Origin of the sequence: Neisseria sp. LACPHL-SPEC-2024-00856 (assembly GCF_047915665.1) — a bacterium.
GTDB lineage: Bacteria > Pseudomonadota > Gammaproteobacteria > Burkholderiales > Neisseriaceae > Neisseria > Neisseria polysaccharea.
The window spans coordinates 80,685-95,871 of record NZ_JBLRPR010000007.1 but is presented as its reverse complement, the minus strand read 5'-3'; the positions used below and the strand labels follow the sequence as shown (position 1 = coordinate 95,871).

General features: G+C 50.9%; 10 protein-coding genes and 2 pseudogenes. 6 read left to right on the top strand and 6 right to left on the bottom strand.

The genetic code is table 11. The annotated features are described in order from the left end of the window. Positions 1 to 72: 72 nt before the first annotated feature. Positions 73 to 2,736 carry a pyruvate dehydrogenase (acetyl-transferring), homodimeric type gene (aceE, locus tag ACNAU7_RS07645; protein ID WP_416301835.1) on the bottom strand — a complete coding sequence of 888 codons (2,664 nt, stop codon included), beginning with the start codon at positions 2,734 to 2,736 and terminating at the stop codon, positions 73 to 75. 695 nt (positions 2,737 to 3,431) lie between these two features. Between aceE and ACNAU7_RS07640 the strand changes: the two genes are divergently transcribed. Together ACNAU7_RS07640 and ACNAU7_RS07635 are read left to right on the top strand one after the other, a co-directional pair. After that, a complete protein-coding gene (locus ACNAU7_RS07640; protein WP_308076044.1) occupies positions 3,432 to 5,144 on the top strand; it encodes a proline--tRNA ligase in 1,713 nt (570 codons plus the stop codon). Between the two features lie 62 nt (positions 5,145 to 5,206). Then, positions 5,207 to 5,863, top strand: coding sequence for a fumarylacetoacetate hydrolase family protein (locus ACNAU7_RS07635; RefSeq protein ID WP_308076043.1), 657 nt, complete (start codon positions 5,207 to 5,209; stop codon positions 5,861 to 5,863). A 9-nt stretch (positions 5,864 to 5,872) separates the two neighbouring features. Here ACNAU7_RS07635 and ruvX read toward each other — a convergent pair whose 3' ends face one another. The 5 genes and pseudogenes from ruvX to ACNAU7_RS07610 all read right to left on the bottom strand — a co-directional run. Continuing rightward, complete coding sequence (ruvX, locus tag ACNAU7_RS07630) at positions 5,873 to 6,328, bottom strand: Holliday junction resolvase RuvX (protein WP_304668164.1); 456 nt, start codon at positions 6,326 to 6,328, stop codon at positions 5,873 to 5,875. Further along, on the bottom strand, positions 6,321 to 6,869 hold the full coding sequence (locus ACNAU7_RS07625) for a YqgE/AlgH family protein (RefSeq protein WP_118792170.1): 549 nt from the start codon (positions 6,867 to 6,869) through the stop codon (positions 6,321 to 6,323). The genes ruvX and ACNAU7_RS07625 overlap by 8 nt, the downstream gene beginning before the upstream one ends. A gap of 1 nt (position 6,870) precedes the next feature. Continuing rightward, positions 6,871 to 7,212: pseudogene (locus tag ACNAU7_RS07620) on the bottom strand (CreA family protein); the annotation flags it as partial. Between the two features lie 275 nt (positions 7,213 to 7,487). Beyond that, the gene (locus ACNAU7_RS07615) at positions 7,488 to 7,898 is read right to left on the bottom strand and encodes a hypothetical protein (RefSeq protein WP_199898198.1); all 411 of its coding nucleotides are present in this window, start codon (positions 7,896 to 7,898) and stop codon (positions 7,488 to 7,490) included. A 252-nt stretch (positions 7,899 to 8,150) separates the two neighbouring features. After that, a pseudogene (locus ACNAU7_RS07610) lies at positions 8,151 to 8,369 on the bottom strand (CreA family protein); the annotation flags it as partial. A 326-nt stretch (positions 8,370 to 8,695) separates the two neighbouring features. On the opposite strand from ACNAU7_RS07610, the gene ACNAU7_RS07605 reads away from it, so the two are divergent. The 4 genes from ACNAU7_RS07605 (at position 8,696) to uvrB (ending at position 15,113) form a co-directional block, all read left to right on the top strand. Next, positions 8,696 to 10,483, top strand: coding sequence for a peptidoglycan DD-metalloendopeptidase family protein (locus ACNAU7_RS07605; protein WP_416301834.1), 1,788 nt, complete (start codon positions 8,696 to 8,698; stop codon positions 10,481 to 10,483). A gap of 126 nt (positions 10,484 to 10,609) precedes the next feature. Then, a complete protein-coding gene (locus tag ACNAU7_RS07600; protein ID WP_416301833.1) occupies positions 10,610 to 12,094 on the top strand; it encodes a S41 family peptidase in 1,485 nt (494 codons plus the stop codon). A gap of 60 nt (positions 12,095 to 12,154) precedes the next feature. Beyond that, positions 12,155 to 12,976: a YwqG family protein gene (locus ACNAU7_RS07595; protein WP_416301852.1), complete on the top strand. Its 822-nt coding sequence runs from the start codon at positions 12,155 to 12,157 to the stop codon at positions 12,974 to 12,976. A gap of 37 nt (positions 12,977 to 13,013) precedes the next feature. After that, positions 13,014 to 15,113 carry an excinuclease ABC subunit UvrB gene (uvrB, locus tag ACNAU7_RS07590; protein WP_416301832.1) on the top strand — a complete coding sequence of 700 codons (2,100 nt, stop codon included), beginning with the start codon at positions 13,014 to 13,016 and terminating at the stop codon, positions 15,111 to 15,113. Positions 15,114 to 15,187 lie beyond the last annotated feature (74 nt).

Below are 15,187 nucleotides of genomic sequence, written 5' to 3'. Positions count from 1 at the left end.
AAACCATTCGGGCATTCGGTTTTCAGACGGCCTGATGTCTGAATGGGGCAAACAGGCCGTCTGAAACATCAATCAGCGTTTCCAGCTAGGGGCTGAATCGGCTTTGATGCCGTATTTCTCAATGGCTTGTTGAACGGTTTCTTTGCTGACTTTGCCTTGTTCCGCCAATGCGGCCAATGCTGCCACGGCAACGTTGTAGCGATCCACTTCAAAGAAGCGGCGCAGGTTGGCGCGGCTGTCGGAACGGCCGAAACCGTCAGTGCCCAAGACATGGTAGTCGTTCGGGATGTACGCGCGGATACGGTCGGCATAGCTGCGGATATAGTCGGTAGCGGCAATCACTGGGCCGTCATGACCTTGCAGTTGAGAAGTAACAAACGGTACTTTTGCAGTTTCTAAAGGATTCAGGCGGTTGAAACGTTCTGCTTCGACAGCGTCGCGATGCAACAGGTTGAAAGATGGGCAAGACCAAATGTCTGCTTCCACACCGAAGTCGGCTTTCAGCAGATCGGCACCGGCAATCACTTCTTGCAGAATCGTACCGGAACCCATCAGTTGGACTTTCTTGTCGCCTTTGCCGCCGGCTTTCAGCAGGTACATACCTTTGAGGATGTCTTGTTCCGCACCTTCCGGCATATCCGGATGGGTGTAGTTCTCGTTCATCAGGGTGATGTAGTAGAACACGTCTTCATTATTGGCATACATACGGCGCAGACCGTCTTGTACGATGACGGCGACTTCGTATTGGAAGGTCGGATCATAAGAAACGCAGTTCGGAATCAAATCTGCTTGAATATGGCTGTGGCCGTCTTCGTGTTGCAGACCTTCGCCGTTCAGAGTCGTACGGCCGGCAGTGCCGCCCAACAGGAAGCCGCGCGCGTGCATATCGCCAGCCGCCCAAGCCAAGTCGCCGATACGTTGGAAACCGAACATAGAATAGTAAATGTAGAACGGAATCATCGCGAAGTCGCTGTTGGCGTAGCTGGTCGCAGCCGCAATCCAGTCGGCCATCGCGCCCGGTTCGTTAATACCTTCTTGCAAGATTTGACCGTCAACGGATTCTTTGTAGAACATCAGTTGGTCTTTATCTTGAGGGGTATATTGCTGACCTTTCGGATTCCAAATGCCGTATTGGCGGAACATACCTTCCATGCCGAAAGTACGGCTTTCGTCGGGAACGATAGGTACGACGCGTTTGCCGATTTTTTTGTCTTTCAGCAAAGTGGACAGGATGCGGACGAATGCCATCGTGGTCGAGAACTCGCGTTCACCGCTGGATTTGAGTTGTGCGTCGAATGCCGACAGCTCGGGCACTTCCAATACTTCCTGCGTCGGTTTGCGTTGCGGCAGGTAGCCGCCCAAAGCATCGCGGCGTGCGTGCAGGTATTTGTATTCTTCCGTATCGGGTGCGAAAGATAGGTAAGGCAAATCGCCGCTTTCGATTTGCTCGTCGGTAACGGGAATGTCGAAACGGTCGCGGAATTGTTTCAGGGACGCTTTGTCCATTTTTTTGGCTTGGTGGGCAACGTTCTGACCTTCGCCGGATGCGCCCATACCGTAACCTTTAATGGTTTTCGCCAAGATGACGGTAGGTTTGCCGTCGGCATGGTTCGCTGCGCGGTCGTAGGCGTTGTACACTTTTTGAGGATCGTGGCCGCCGCGGTTCAATGCCCAAATTTCGTCATCGGTCATATCGGCAACCAATGCTTTCAGTTCGGGCGTATTGAAGAAGTGTTCGCGCACATACGCTCCGTCTTTGGATTTGTAAGTTTGGTAGTCGCCGTCCAAGCATTCTTCCATGCGTTGGCGCAGGATACCGTCTTTGTCTTTTGCCAAGAGGCGATCCCAGCGGCGTCCCCAAATGACTTTGACGACATTCCAGCCGGCGCCGGCAAAGTTGCCTTCCAATTCTTGGATGATTTTGCCGTTGCCGCGCACCGGACCGTCCAAGCGTTGCAGGTTGCAGTTGATGACGAAAATCAGGTTGTCCAAGCCTTCGCGTGCAGCCAGCGCGATTGCACCTTGGGATTCGGGTTCGTCCATTTCGCCGTCGCCGCAGAAACACCATACTTTACGGCCTTTGGTTTTTGCCAAGCCGCGTGATTCCAAGTATTTCAGGAAACGCGCCTGATAAATCGCCATGATGGGCCCCAAGCCCATGGATACGGTCGGGAACTGCCAGAAGTCGGGCAAGAGGTGGGGGTGTGGATAGGAAGGCAGACCGTGTCCGTCCACTTCTTGGCGGAAGTTGTTCAGTTGATCTTCGGTCAGACGGCCTTCGACGAATGCGCGTGCATAGATGTCCGGGGCAACGTGACCTTGGAAGAAGACCAAATCGCCTTCTTCACCTTCACCTTTGGCTTTCCAGAAGTGGTTGAAACCGACTTCGTACATGGTGGCGGCAGATTGGAAAGATGCGATGTGCCCACCCAGTTCCAAATCTTTCTTGCCGGCGCGCAATACGATGGCGGCGGCGTTCCAGCGCACGAATGCGCGGATGCGGTGTTCGATGTTTTGGTCGCCCGGAATGCCTTTTTCGTTTTCAACCGAAACGGTATTCAAATACGGGGTGGTCGTGCCATGTGGCATACGTACGCCTTTGTCGCGGCAGTATTTGACCAGGTTTTCCAAGAGGTATTGCGCGCGTTCGCCGCCTTCATATTCGAGGACGGAGCTTAACGCGTCCAGCCACTCTTGGGTTTCGATAGGGTCAACATCGTGTAATTGGGTGGACATAGTATCTATCCTTTATGTTGAGTGTTTAATCGGCAGGGAGGGTGTAGCCAACCCCTTTATTTTCGTTTGTGAAAAATAATAAGCAAAAACGAAAATTTCTAAATCAAACCGAAACAAAACAATTTAAGTCCAATGTTTTCAAAAAATTATAAAAGTCTTGGAAACAAGGGAAAACTTGAAAAAAATGTTCGGTCTGCTCCACACGAAATCCTATCAGCAATCGGGTCTGCTGGCAAATAACCATGCTTTTAAAAGCAGGTTTTATACTGAAGTTGGCGTTTGGTAAGGACAGGTCTTTTTGATTGCGAAAACATTCTGTTTGATTTTGGTTATATTTTTTCGGAATTGTGGGATGTCGAATCGTTATGTCTCTGCCGGCAATTTCCCTATTGTAGAAAATCTATACACAAGCTTTGTGGATAACCGTGTTGATAAGCCACGGCTTGTGTTAAAAAAGTCTTACGCAACAAATGTACGCTTATTTTGATTAAAAAATAGGCACATTTAAATCTATAAAAATCATGTGATTATGTTCAATATGATGTTTCTGGTCATGTTTTTGCCGTCTGTTATGGGATTTGTCCCGCGCTTGGGGCAGGGGGTGAATTTTGGAGGTTGGTGCAAAACCTGCTTTTTTCGCGTTACAATCTGCACCCGATTTACTTTTGAATCTGCCTGTTTGGAAAAATACTTTTATGAAAGCCAGCCAATTCTTTATCTCTACTTTAAAAGAAGCCCCTGTTGAAGCCGCACTTGCCAGCCACAAGCTGATGATTCGTGCCGGCTTGATCAAAGCCAACGCATCCGGTCTTTATACTTGGATGCCAATGGGTCTGCGTGTATTGCGCAAAGTTGAAAATATCGTGCGTGAAGAAATGGCTCGCGCGGGTAGCGTGGAGCTGCTGATGCCGGTGGTACAACCTGCCGAACTGTGGCAGGAATCCGGTCGCTGGGAATTTTATGGTAAAGAACTGCTGCGCCTGAAAGACCGTCATGACCGCGATTTCTGTATGGGTCCGACTTGCGAAGAAGTCATTGCCGACATCGTGCGCAAAGAAGTCAACAGCTACAAACAACTGCCGAAAAACTTTTACCACATCCAAACCAAATTCCGTGATGAAGTGCGTCCGCGCTTCGGTGTGATGCGTGCGCGCGAGTTTGTCATGAAAGATGCTTATTCCTTCCATGCCGACTACGCCTCGCTTCAGACGACCTATGATGCCATGTATGACGCTTACTGCCGTATCTTCACCCGTCTGGGCTTGGAATTCCGCCCCGTTGCCGCAGATACCGGCAGCATCGGCGGCACCGGTTCGCACGAGTTTCAAGTGTTGGCGGAAAGCGGCGAAGATGTGATTGCATACAGCGACACTTCCGATTATGCCGCCAATGTCGAGCTGGCACCGACCTTGCCGCTCAAAGGCGAACGCGCCGCTGCTCAGGCCGAGTTGACCAAAGTACATACACCAAACGTCAAAACCATTGAGTCTTTGGTTGAATTCCTGAATATTCCGGTTGAACAAACTCTCAAATCCATCGTGGTTGAAGGCGAAAATGAAGGCGAACTTGTCCTGCTGCTGTTGCGTGGCGACCATGAGTTTAACGACATCAAGGCAGAAAAACTGGCGGGCGTGAAATCGCCACTGACCATGGCAAGTCCTGCCGCGATTATCGAACAGTTCGGCGCAAACGGCGGCTCTCTCGGTCCCGTCGGCTTCACAGGCAAAGTCTATGCCGATTTCGCCACTGAAAAAGGCGCGGACTGGGTTATCGGCGCAAACGAAGACGACTACCACTATACCGGCTTCAACTTCGGCCGCGACGCCGCCGAACCTGAGTTTGTTGATTTGCGCAACGTCGTCGAAGGCGACGAAAGCCCCGACGGACAAGGCCGTCTGAAACTCGGGCGTGGCATCGAAGTCGGACACGTCTTCCAGTTGCGCGACAAATACACCCAAGCCATGAACGTGAGCTTCCTCGACAACAACGGCAAATCGCAAATCATGGAAATGGGCTGCTACGGTATCGGCATCACCCGCGTCGTTGCCGCCGCCATCGAGCAGAACAACGACGAAAAAGGCATCATCTGGACCAAAGCAATGGCGCCGTTTGAAGTCGTTATCGTACCGATGAACTACAAAAAATCAGACGTCGTACGTGAAGCCGCCGATAAAATCTATGCCGAACTGCTGGCGGCAGGCGCGGATGTGCTGCTGGACGACCGCGACGAACGCGCAGGCGTATTGCTGAACGACTCCGAGCTGTTGGGTATTCCGCACCGCATCGTCATCGGCGACCGCGCTTTGAAAGAAGGCAATGTCGAATACGCCGAACGCCGCAACAACGAAGCGCAGGCAGTTGCAATCGGAGAAATTGTTGCGCGTGTAACAGCTTCATTAAATGGGTAAGCTTGGTCAAATGCCGTCTGAAAATAATTTCAGACGGTATTTTTATTTGGGGAGAAAGTGAAGTGGCTTCAGTATTTTTAGAAGGAGAAGCAGTCGAGGTCGGCAATATTTTCTGTATCGGCAGGAACTATGCCGCACATATTGAAGAGTTAAAAAACGAAATACCTTCCGAACCTGTGGTGTTTATGAAGCCGTCAGGCAGCATTTTGAATAGCGGCGGTACAATCTTACTGCCCGAGTTCAGTAGGGATGTGCAGTTTGAGTGCGAACTCGTGCTGCTGGTCGGTAAGGATGCGGACGGTATGGGGGAGGGTGCGGATATTTTGGAATGTGTCGCAGGATATGGTGTAGGGCTGGATCTTACGGCAAGGGATATCCAATGCCGTCTGAAGGCGCAGGGGCTGCCCTGGCTGAAGGCGAAAGGGTTTAGGCATTCCGCGTGCGTGTCGGATTTTGCGGCGGCAGACAGAATCGGCAATCCCGAGAAGGTGTTGTTTTCATTAAAACAAAACGGCGTATTGAAACAGCGCGGGGATACCGGTTTGATGATTTACCCGATTCGGGAAATTTTATACAAACTGGCGGCGGATTACGGTTTGGGGAAAGGGGATTTGGTGTTTACCGGAACGCCCTCCGGCGTGGGCGCAATCGGTGCGGGGGACAATTTGGCATTGGAGCTGGACGGCTTGGTGCGCGCCTCTTTCACGGTAGGGGGTTAACCGCGCCGCTTAACCCTCACGCCCGTTGAAACATTCCGCCGCGCCGCCCTCGAAAAAACCGTGCAGGATGGCTTGCGCCGCCACTTGGTCGAGCACCGATTTGCGTTTTTTGCCGAAGACCTGTGCTTCCGAAAGCAGGCTTTCGGCATAGACGGACGACAGCCGTTCGTCCACCCAATAGACGGGGAGATTGAACCTGCCGTTCAGCCTGCGTCCGAACTTGCGCGACAGGTGCGTCATTTCATGTTCCGTGCCGTCGGTATGCACGGGCAGTCCGACGACAAAATAACGCGGCTGCCATTCTTGAACCAGCTTGGCGATTGCCGCGAATTTTTCATCGTTGCTGCCGCCGGTAACGGTGGCCAGCGGATGGGACAGCCCCAATTCCGCATCGCCCTGCGCCACGCCGATGCGCGCTTCGCCGAAGTCGAATGCCAGTGCCGTTCCTTTTGGAATTTTATGCATGGCCGGCTCCCGAAAACAGGGCGAGCGGGTCGATGCCGAGTTTGGCGAATGCGGCGGCGTAACGGTGTTCGTAGGGGATGTCGAACAGGATATGTTCGTCGGCGGGAACGGTCAGCCACGCATTGTCGGCAAGTTCGCGTTCGAGCTGGCCTTTTCCCCAGCTTGAATAGCCGATACTGATTAATATTTTGTCAACCGCGCCTTCGCGTGAAATATTTTCAATCACGTCTCGGGAAGAAGTCAGCGCGATATTGTCCGAAACGCCGATACTGCTTTGCCAGTTGCCGATCGGGGTATGCACGACATAACCTCGCTCGACTTGTACCGGCCCGCCCATCATCACGCTGTCGTGCTGCATTCGGAAAGGGATGTTTTTGCCGGTGGCGGAAAAAATCATGTCCATCGTAATCGGAGAGGGTTTGTTGATGGCGATGCCGAGTGCGCCGTCTTCATCGTGTTTGCAGATATAGACGACCGATTGTGCAAAAAACGCGTCTTCCATATCGGGCATGGCGACGAGAAAGTGGTTGGACAGGTTCATATCAGCGTTTGTCGGGATTTTCTATCGGGTTGGAAATAATGCAGGCGCCAGCAAGCATTTTGCCGGAAGTGCCCGCTTGAGGCATATTGGTTTGCAGGTTGCTGCCGAAACAGGAAACCGCGCTTAAGGAATTTTTCGGCGAGCCTTGGACGATTTTATCGCTGTAAACCAAATAAGCGAAAGTTTTACGTTTCGGATTATAATAACGGATAATCTGCCGACTCTTGAACGCGAAGCTCGTACCGTGCTTGAAAACTTCTTTCGGTTTGCGCACGGCGGTTTCATCAAAAGAAATCGAAGATGCCGTCTGAACGCACGAAACCGATGCGTCGGACGCGTCTTCTCCCGCCTGTCATAGCTCCACTCATGCAGAAGCACGTTGCCGTCCCAGGCATAGCGATGGCATGTGTCATGCGTCTCTTTAAGGATACGCCTGCCCAAGGCATCGTACTCAAACCTTATGGTGGCACCTTCGGGTGTGTGTACGCTCCTGAGCATGCCGTTGCCGTACCACTCGTAGGCGGTATCTCCCTCCTGCCAGCCATAATGAGCCTGCAATTACTTGTCATTGAGGGAACTAAGACATTGCGAGTACTCTTGATTTTGCCGAAAAGGTCATTATTCCGGTGGCAAAGCCCCAAAACAACTATTGTGACCATCAATTGCTTCTTTTAATACTGGCAATTTTTCATATCCAATTCTTTTAATTCCTGATTTTTTTATTTGTTTTAAAATTTCGTCATTCACAATAATACCTGTTAAAGCGCTTGGAAAGAAAGTGAGATTTGGGATAGATTTATCCACAATATACCAACTATTTAATGGCAAAGGAAAATATAAAACGACTCCGCACTTTTCACATATACTACAAGTTGATTCTTTCCCTCCCCTTATATAAATTCTAAATTTTGGAACAACTGAAATGTATTCTTTGGATACAGTTTTGTTTACATCATAAACCTTTCCTACAAAATATACATTCTCAATATTTTGAATGCCCAGTAATGAAACAATATCTTTATGTAACATTCCAATAAATGTACCTCTTGCGTAGGTAATTGGAGCAAAACTTTTTTTATTTTTTCATTTAGAAAGACATCAATTGCTGTATGTTTAATGATATTTCCACAATCGCACATTATATTCTCTTGTTTCAATTGATCTATCCAACTGTCATCTCCTTCGGGAACATTTTGTGTGGGGTCGCTAATTTGATAAAATATTTTTTCCATTATGGGTGTACTTTAAAATTTCCTTTATAGATATTTTGCCAAAATTTACTTGTTCCAAATTGACCGTTTCCTTCAAACCGCCTTTTTTTGCATACGAAATATAACAGGCAACCCCTTGAACGTCGGGATCGTCGAATCCTTCCACTTCGATACGGTCGTTTTTGCCCAACATGTTGAAAACGGTACTTGCCCGTCCGATTTTATCGGTTTCGCCGCTGCCGCAGGCAGTCAGCAGGACGGCGGCAGACAGCAGTAGCAGTCTGTTCATCAGAATTTCCTTATCGGTTGAATCCCCGTTTTCCATGAAGGCGGCAGGGCTTGCTTTGTTTGGAGGGTCGCACGCCCCCAAATCGGGCAACATACGGTATGCGGCTTAATGTGCTACCCTGTGTGTCGGAACACAATATCTGTTGCAGCATTGAAAATATGCCGCACAATATAAGGCTGTTTGAGCCGATTGCAAGTATCCGCGCAAAGAAGGTGCAAGATTGGGCAAACGGCATTTTCAGACGGCATAACTGACAGTATAATCTAAACGTCCGGCTGCTTTTGTGCAGCCTTCAGTATTATCCAACTTTTTCCGAAGGTCGAACCATGCGCTATAAACCCCTTCTGCTTGCCCTGATGCTCGTTTTTTCCACGCCCGCCGTTGCCGCCCACGACGCGGCACACAACCGTTCCGCCGAAGTGAAAAAACAGGCGAAGAACAAAAAAGAACAGCCAGAAGCGGCGGAAGGCAAAAAAGAAAAAGGCAAAAATGCCGCAGTGAAAGATAAAAAAACAGGCGGCAAAGAGGCGGCAAAAGAGTCCAAAAAAACCGCCAAAAACCGCAAAGAAGCAGAGAAGGAGGCAACATCCAAGCAGTCTGCGCGCAAAGGACGCGGAGAGGATAAGGAATCGAAGGCGGAACACAAAAAGGCATATGGCAAGCCTGTGTCCGAATCCAAAGAAAAAAACGCAAAAACACAGCCTGAAAACAAACAAGGCAAAAAAGAGGCAAAAGGACAGGACAATCCGCGTAAGGGCGGCAAGTCGGACAAAGACACTGTTTCTGCAAATAAAAAAGACCGTACCGACAAGGACGGAAAAGCAGTGAAACAGGACAAAAAACACACGGAAGAGAAAAATGCCAAAACCGATTCCGACGAATTGAAAGCCGCCGTTGCCGCTGCCACCAATGATGTCGAAAACAAAAAAGCCCTGCTCAAACAAAGCGAAGGAATGCTGCTTCATGTCAGCAATTCCCTCAAACAGCTTCAGGAAGAGCGTATCCGCCAAGAGCGTATCCGTCAGGCGCGCGGTAACCTTGCTTCCGTCAACCGCAAACAGCGCGAGGCTTGGGACAAGTTTCAAAACCTCAATGCTGATTTGAACCGTTTGAAAACGGAAGTCGCCGGTACGAAAGCGCAGATTTCCCGTTTCGTATCGGGAAACTATAAAAACAGCCAGCCGAATGCGGTTGCCCTGTTCCTGAAAAATGCCGAACCGGGCCAGAAAAACCGCTTTTTGCGCTATACGCGCTATGTGAACGCCTCCAATCAGGAAGTCGTCAAAGATTTGGAAAAGCAGCAGAAGGCTTTGGCAATTCAAGAGCAGAAAATCAACAACGAGTTGGCGTATTTGAAAAAGATTCAGGCAAACGTGCAATCCCTGCTGAAAAAACAGGGTGTAACCGATGCGGCGGAACAGACGGAAAGCCGCAGACAGAATGCCAAAATCGCCAAAGATGCCCGAAAACTGCTGGAACAGAAAGAAAACGAGCAGCAGCTGAACAAGCTCTTGAGCAATTTGGAGAAGAAAAAGGCCGAACACCGCATTCAGGATGCGGAAGCAAAAAGAAAACTGGCGGAAGCCAGACTGGCGGCTGCTGAAAAGGCCAGAAAAGAAAAAGAAGCGGTACAGCAGAAAGCTGAAGCACGACGTGCGGCAATGTCCAACCTGACTGCCGAAGACAGGAACATCCAAGCGCCTTCGGTTATGGGTATCGGCAGTGCCGACGGTTTCAGCCGCATGCAGGGACGTTTGAAAAAACCGGTTGACGGTGTGCCGACCGGGCTTTTCGGGCAGAACCGGAGCGGCGGCGATGTTTGGAAAGGCGTGTTTTATTCCACTGCACCGGCAACGGTTGAAAGCATTGCGGCAGGAACAGTAAGCTATGCGGACGAGTTGGACGGCTACGGCAAAGTGGTCGTAGTCGATCACGGCGAGAACTACATCAGCATTTATGCCGGTTTGAGCGAAATTTCTGTCGGCAAGGGTTATGCGGTCGCGGCGGGAAGCAAAATCGGTACGAGCGGGTCGCTGCCGGACGGGGAAGAGGGGCTTTACCTGCAAATACGTTATCAAGGTCAGGTATTGAACCCTTCGAGTTGGATACGTTGATCGGATTGCCGAAACGGTAGACTTTATGCGAATCGTGCCGATATGGTGCGCTGTTCCGTGAAGTCTGCCGTTTGCCGTACCTGTGTTTTCCGGTTTTTGGAAATCAAGAGAGAAAGTTAAAGAAGAATGTCGAAACCTGTTTTTAAGAAAATCGCACTTTATACCTTGGGTGCAATCAGCGGCGTGGCCGTCAGTCTGGCGGTGCAGGGTTTTGCTGCCGAGAAGGACAGGCGGGATAACGAAGTCCTGCCGGTGCAATCCATCCGTACGATGGCGGAGATTTATGGTCAGATTAAGGCAAACTATTATCAGGACAAACCCGATGCCGATTTGTTTGAAGGTGCGATGAAGGGTATGGTGGCCGGTTTGGATCCGCATTCCGAATATATGGATAAAAAAGGTTATGCGGAAATGAAGGAATCGACCAGCGGCGAATTTGGCGGCTTGGGGATGGAAATCGGGCAGGAAGACGGTTTTGTCAAAGTGGTTTCGCCGATTGAGGACACGCCTGCGGAACGGGCGGGGGTGAAAAGCGGCGATTTCATTGTGAAAATCGATAATGTTTCGACACGCGGCATGACGGTCAGCGAAGCGGTGAAGAAAATGCGGGGCAAGCCGGGTACGAAGATTACTTTGACGCTGTCGCGTAAAAATGCCGACAAGCCGATAGTCGTCAACCTTACGCGCGCCATCATTAAAGTGAAAAGCGTCCGCCATCACCTGATTGAACCCGATTACGGCTATATCCGCGTGTCGCAGTTCCAAGAGAAGACGGTCGAAAGCGTCAATACCGCCGCAAAAGAGCTGGTAAAGGAAAATAAAGGAAAACCGCTCAAGGGGCTGGTGTTGGATTTGCGCGACGACCCCGGCGGGCTTTTGACCGGCGCGGTCGGCGTGTCGGCGGCGTTTCTGCCGTTTGAAGCGGTCGTCGTCAGCACCAAGGGGCGCGACGGCAAAGACGGCATGGTACTGAAAGCCGTTCCCGAGGATTATGTGTACGGTATGAGCGGCGATCCTTTGGCGGGCATTCCTGCCGAGTTGAAAACCATACCGATGACGGTGTTGATCAATTCGGGTTCGGCTTCCGCTTCGGAAATTGTCGCAGGTGCATTGCAGGACCACAAACGTGCGGTCATCGTTGGTACGCAGAGCTTCGGCAAAGGTTCGGTTCAGACTTTGATTCCCTTGTCCAACGGCAGCGCGGTCAAGCTGACAACGGCACTGTATTATACGCCGAACGACCGTTCTATTCAGGCGCAGGGGATTGTTCCCGATGTCGAAGTAAAAGATAAGGAACGTACTTTTGAAAGCCGCGAGGCGGATTTGGTCGGACATATCGGCAATCCCTTGGGCGGCGAGGATGTCAATAGTGAAACCCTTGCCGTGCCGGTTGAAGAAAATGCGGATAAACCTGTTGCAAAAGAAAAAGGCAAAAAGAAAAAGGATGAGGATTTGTCTTCAAGGCGGATTCCCAACCCTGCCAAAGACGAGCAGTTGCGTAAGGCTTTGGATTTGGTCAAGTCGCCCGAACAGTGGCAGAAGTCTTTGGGGCTGGCGACGAAAAAGCCGGTTTCAAATAAGGATAAGAAAGACAAAAAAGATAAGAAGTAGGTTTTGACGATGCCGTCTGAAATGGTTTCAGACGGCATATTATGTTTGAAAGGACAGGTTATGAGCGATTTTTTACCAGAATTTGAACCGTTTGCAGAGAAAATTGCAGACACGGCAAAACTCGTCGTGCGTTTTTCTTTGAAGAAAGAGACAGTAGAACTGTGGGACAGCAAGGTCGGCGGCAGACCTTATCTGCCGGAGGGTATGGAATATCCCCAAAACGCCCAAGGACAACCGCTTTCCCTGTTGGCGCAAATCAACTTTGTCCAAATGCCGCATCTGCCGGACTATCCGACCGAAGGCATCGTCCAGTTCTTTGTCGACGGTTACGACGATTTGTCGGGCATGGATTTCGACGACTTGCGCGCCCAAAAGGGATTTCGTGTTTTGTACCATCGCGAAGTGCGGCAGGAGGGTTTGCGTCAGGATGTTCCGGCATATTCCGATTTCGGGGATTTCGGAGTCGGTCTGCCGTTTGGTGCAGAGGAAGAATTCTGCATGGTTTTTTCCGAACCGGAGACGCAATATCTGTCTTTCGACGATTACCGTTTCGATCAGACTTTTCCGGAAATGCGTAAGCTGATTCTCGAAAGGGTTACGGATACGGGTAACAACGATTGGCGGCTTTACGAGAACTATCGGGAAGCCTCCAATCAGGCGGGACACTGTATTGGCGGTTATCCCTGCTTTGCCCAATACGATCCGCGCGACGGCAGTTTGGAAGGCTATGAACTGCTGTTCCAATTGGAAAGCCAATATGATGAGAACGAAGGAATAGACATTATGTGGGGCGATATGGGCATCGGCAATTTCTTTATCGCGCCCGAAGATTTGGAAAAATGCGATTTTTCCAAAACGGCATTCACTTGGGATTGCGGTTGAGTTCAGACGGCATACGGTCGGGAATGTCTTTTATTCCATGCCGTCTGAAAGACGTTTCCGACCCATCCCTACTACACGCTTTGTCCGCAAACGCATCACAGGCAAGATTATGGAAGTTATCCAATACCCAAATTCCCCCTTCAAACTCCACCAACCCTTCCCGCCCGCAGGCGACCAGCCCACCGCCATTGCAGGCCTGCTCGAAGGGCTTTCAGACGGCCTTGCCTATCAAACCCTGCTCGGCGTAACCGGTTCGGGTAAAACCTACACCATGGCGAACGTCATCGCCCAAAGCGGCCGACCCGCCATCATCATGGCGCACAACAAAACCCTTGCCGCCCAGCTTTATGCCGAAATGCGCGAATTTTTCCCCGAAAACGCGGTGGAATATTTCGTCTCCTACTACGACTATTACCAGCCCGAAGCCTATGTGCCCAGCCGCGATTTGTTCATCGAAAAAGACAGCGCGATCAACGAACACATCGAGCAAATGCGCCTTTCCGCCACCAAAAACCTGATGACGCGCGACGACGTGATTATCGTCGCCACCGTGTCCGCCATTTACGGTATCGGCGACCCGACCGAGTATCAACAAATGGTGTTATCCGTCAAAGAAGGCGACACCATCGAGCAGCGCGACATTATCGCCACGCTCGTTTCCATGCAGTACGAACGCGGCGATTTGGATTTCAAACGCGGCAGCTTCCGCGTGCGAGGCGACGTGATTGACGTGTACCCCGCCGAAAACTCCGAAAACGCCTTGCGTATCAGCCTGTTTGACGACGAAATCGACCGCCTCGATATGTTCGACCCGCTTTCAGGCAGCCTGCACCAACGCGTCGGCCGCTATACCGTCTTCCCGTCCAGCCACTACGTTACCCCGCGCGACACCGTCTTGCGCGCCTGCGAATCCATCAAAGAAGAACTGCGCGAACGCATCGAATTTTTCGCCCGCGAACAACGCCCCGTCGAACAACAACGCATCGAACAGCGCACCCGCTTCGACCTCGAAATGCTCTACGAAATGGGCTTTTGCAAAGGCATCGAAAACTACTCCCGCCACTTCTCAGGCAAAAAAGAAGGCGAACCGCCGCCCACGCTGATGGACTATCTGCCTGACAACGCCATCATGTTCATCGACGAAAGCCACGTTACCGTCACCCAAATCGGCGGCATGTACGAAGGCGACGCATCGCGCAAGCAAAACCTCGTCGACTACGGCTTCCGCCTGCCTTCCGCCCGCGACAACCGCCCGCTCAAATTCCACGAATTTGAAAAAGTCATGCCGCAAACTGTCTTCGTTTCCGCCACTCCAGCCAAATACGAAGAAGAACACGCCGGACAAGTGGTCGAACAAGTCGTCCGTCCCACAGGGCTGGTTGATCCCCAAATCATCATCCGCCCCGTCGCTACACAAGTCGATGACTTAATGAGCGAAATCAACGACCGCATCCAAAAAGGCGAACGCGTACTCGTTACCACCCTCACCAAACGCATGGCGGAGCAACTCACCGACTATTACAGCGAACTCGGCATCAAAGTGCGCTACCTGCACAGCGACATCGACACCGTCGAGCGCGTTGAAATCATTAGAGATTTACGGCTAGGCCTGTTTGACGTACTCGTCGGCATCAACCTCTTGCGCGAAGGCCTCGACATTCCCGAAGTCTCCCTCGTCGCCATCCTCGACGCTGACAAAGAAGGCTTCCTACGCTCACACCGTAGCCTGATTCAAACCATAGGCCGCGCCGCGCGCAACGTGAACGGCGTCGCCATCCTGTACGCCGACAAAATCACCGACTCCATGAAAGCCGCCATCGACGAAACCGAACGCCGCCGCGAAAAACAGATCAAGTTCAACGAAGAACACGGCATCGTGCCACAGCAGATTAAAAAACAGGTCAAAGACATCATCGACGGCGTGTACCACGAAGAAGACAGCGGAAAAGGCCGTAGACAAGGCAAAAACAAGGTCAAAGTCGGCGAAATTCACAACGAAGAAGACGCAATTAAAGAAATCGCCAAACTGGAAAAAGCCATGCAGCAGGCGGCTAGGGATTTACAGTTTGAAGAAGCGGCGGTGTTGAGGGATAGGATTCGGGGGATTAAGGAAGGATTATTGTTTGGGGCGGAGTGAAAAAGATAACGGAAGAAATTCAAAATGTCTTAGCGAGTTACTTAAAATTGATCAATTACAATAAAGTTTGAAAG

Bases quoted from the DNA above. Each gene is read 5' to 3' on its own strand.
- aceE (WP_416301835.1), bottom strand. From the start codon at position 2,736: ATGTCCACCCAATTACACGATGTTGACCCTATCGAAACCCAAGAGTGG.
- ACNAU7_RS07640 (WP_308076044.1), top strand. From the start codon at position 3,432: ATGAAAGCCAGCCAATTCTTTATCTCTACTTTAAAAGAAGCCCCTGTT.
- ruvX (WP_304668164.1), bottom strand. From the start codon at position 6,328: ATGCATAAAATTCCAAAAGGAACGGCACTGGCATTCGACTTCGGCGAA.
- ACNAU7_RS07625 (WP_118792170.1), bottom strand. From the start codon at position 6,869: ATGAACCTGTCCAACCACTTTCTCGTCGCCATGCCCGATATGGAAGAC.
- ACNAU7_RS07615 (WP_199898198.1), bottom strand. From the start codon at position 7,898: ATGTTACATAAAGATATTGTTTCATTACTGGGCATTCAAAATATTGAG.
- ACNAU7_RS07605 (WP_416301834.1), top strand. From the start codon at position 8,696: ATGCGCTATAAACCCCTTCTGCTTGCCCTGATGCTCGTTTTTTCCACG.
- ACNAU7_RS07600 (WP_416301833.1), top strand. From the start codon at position 10,610: ATGTCGAAACCTGTTTTTAAGAAAATCGCACTTTATACCTTGGGTGCA.
- ACNAU7_RS07595 (WP_416301852.1), top strand. From the start codon at position 12,155: ATGAGCGATTTTTTACCAGAATTTGAACCGTTTGCAGAGAAAATTGCA.
- uvrB (WP_416301832.1), top strand. From the start codon at position 13,014: ATGCCGTCTGAAAGACGTTTCCGACCCATCCCTACTACACGCTTTGTC.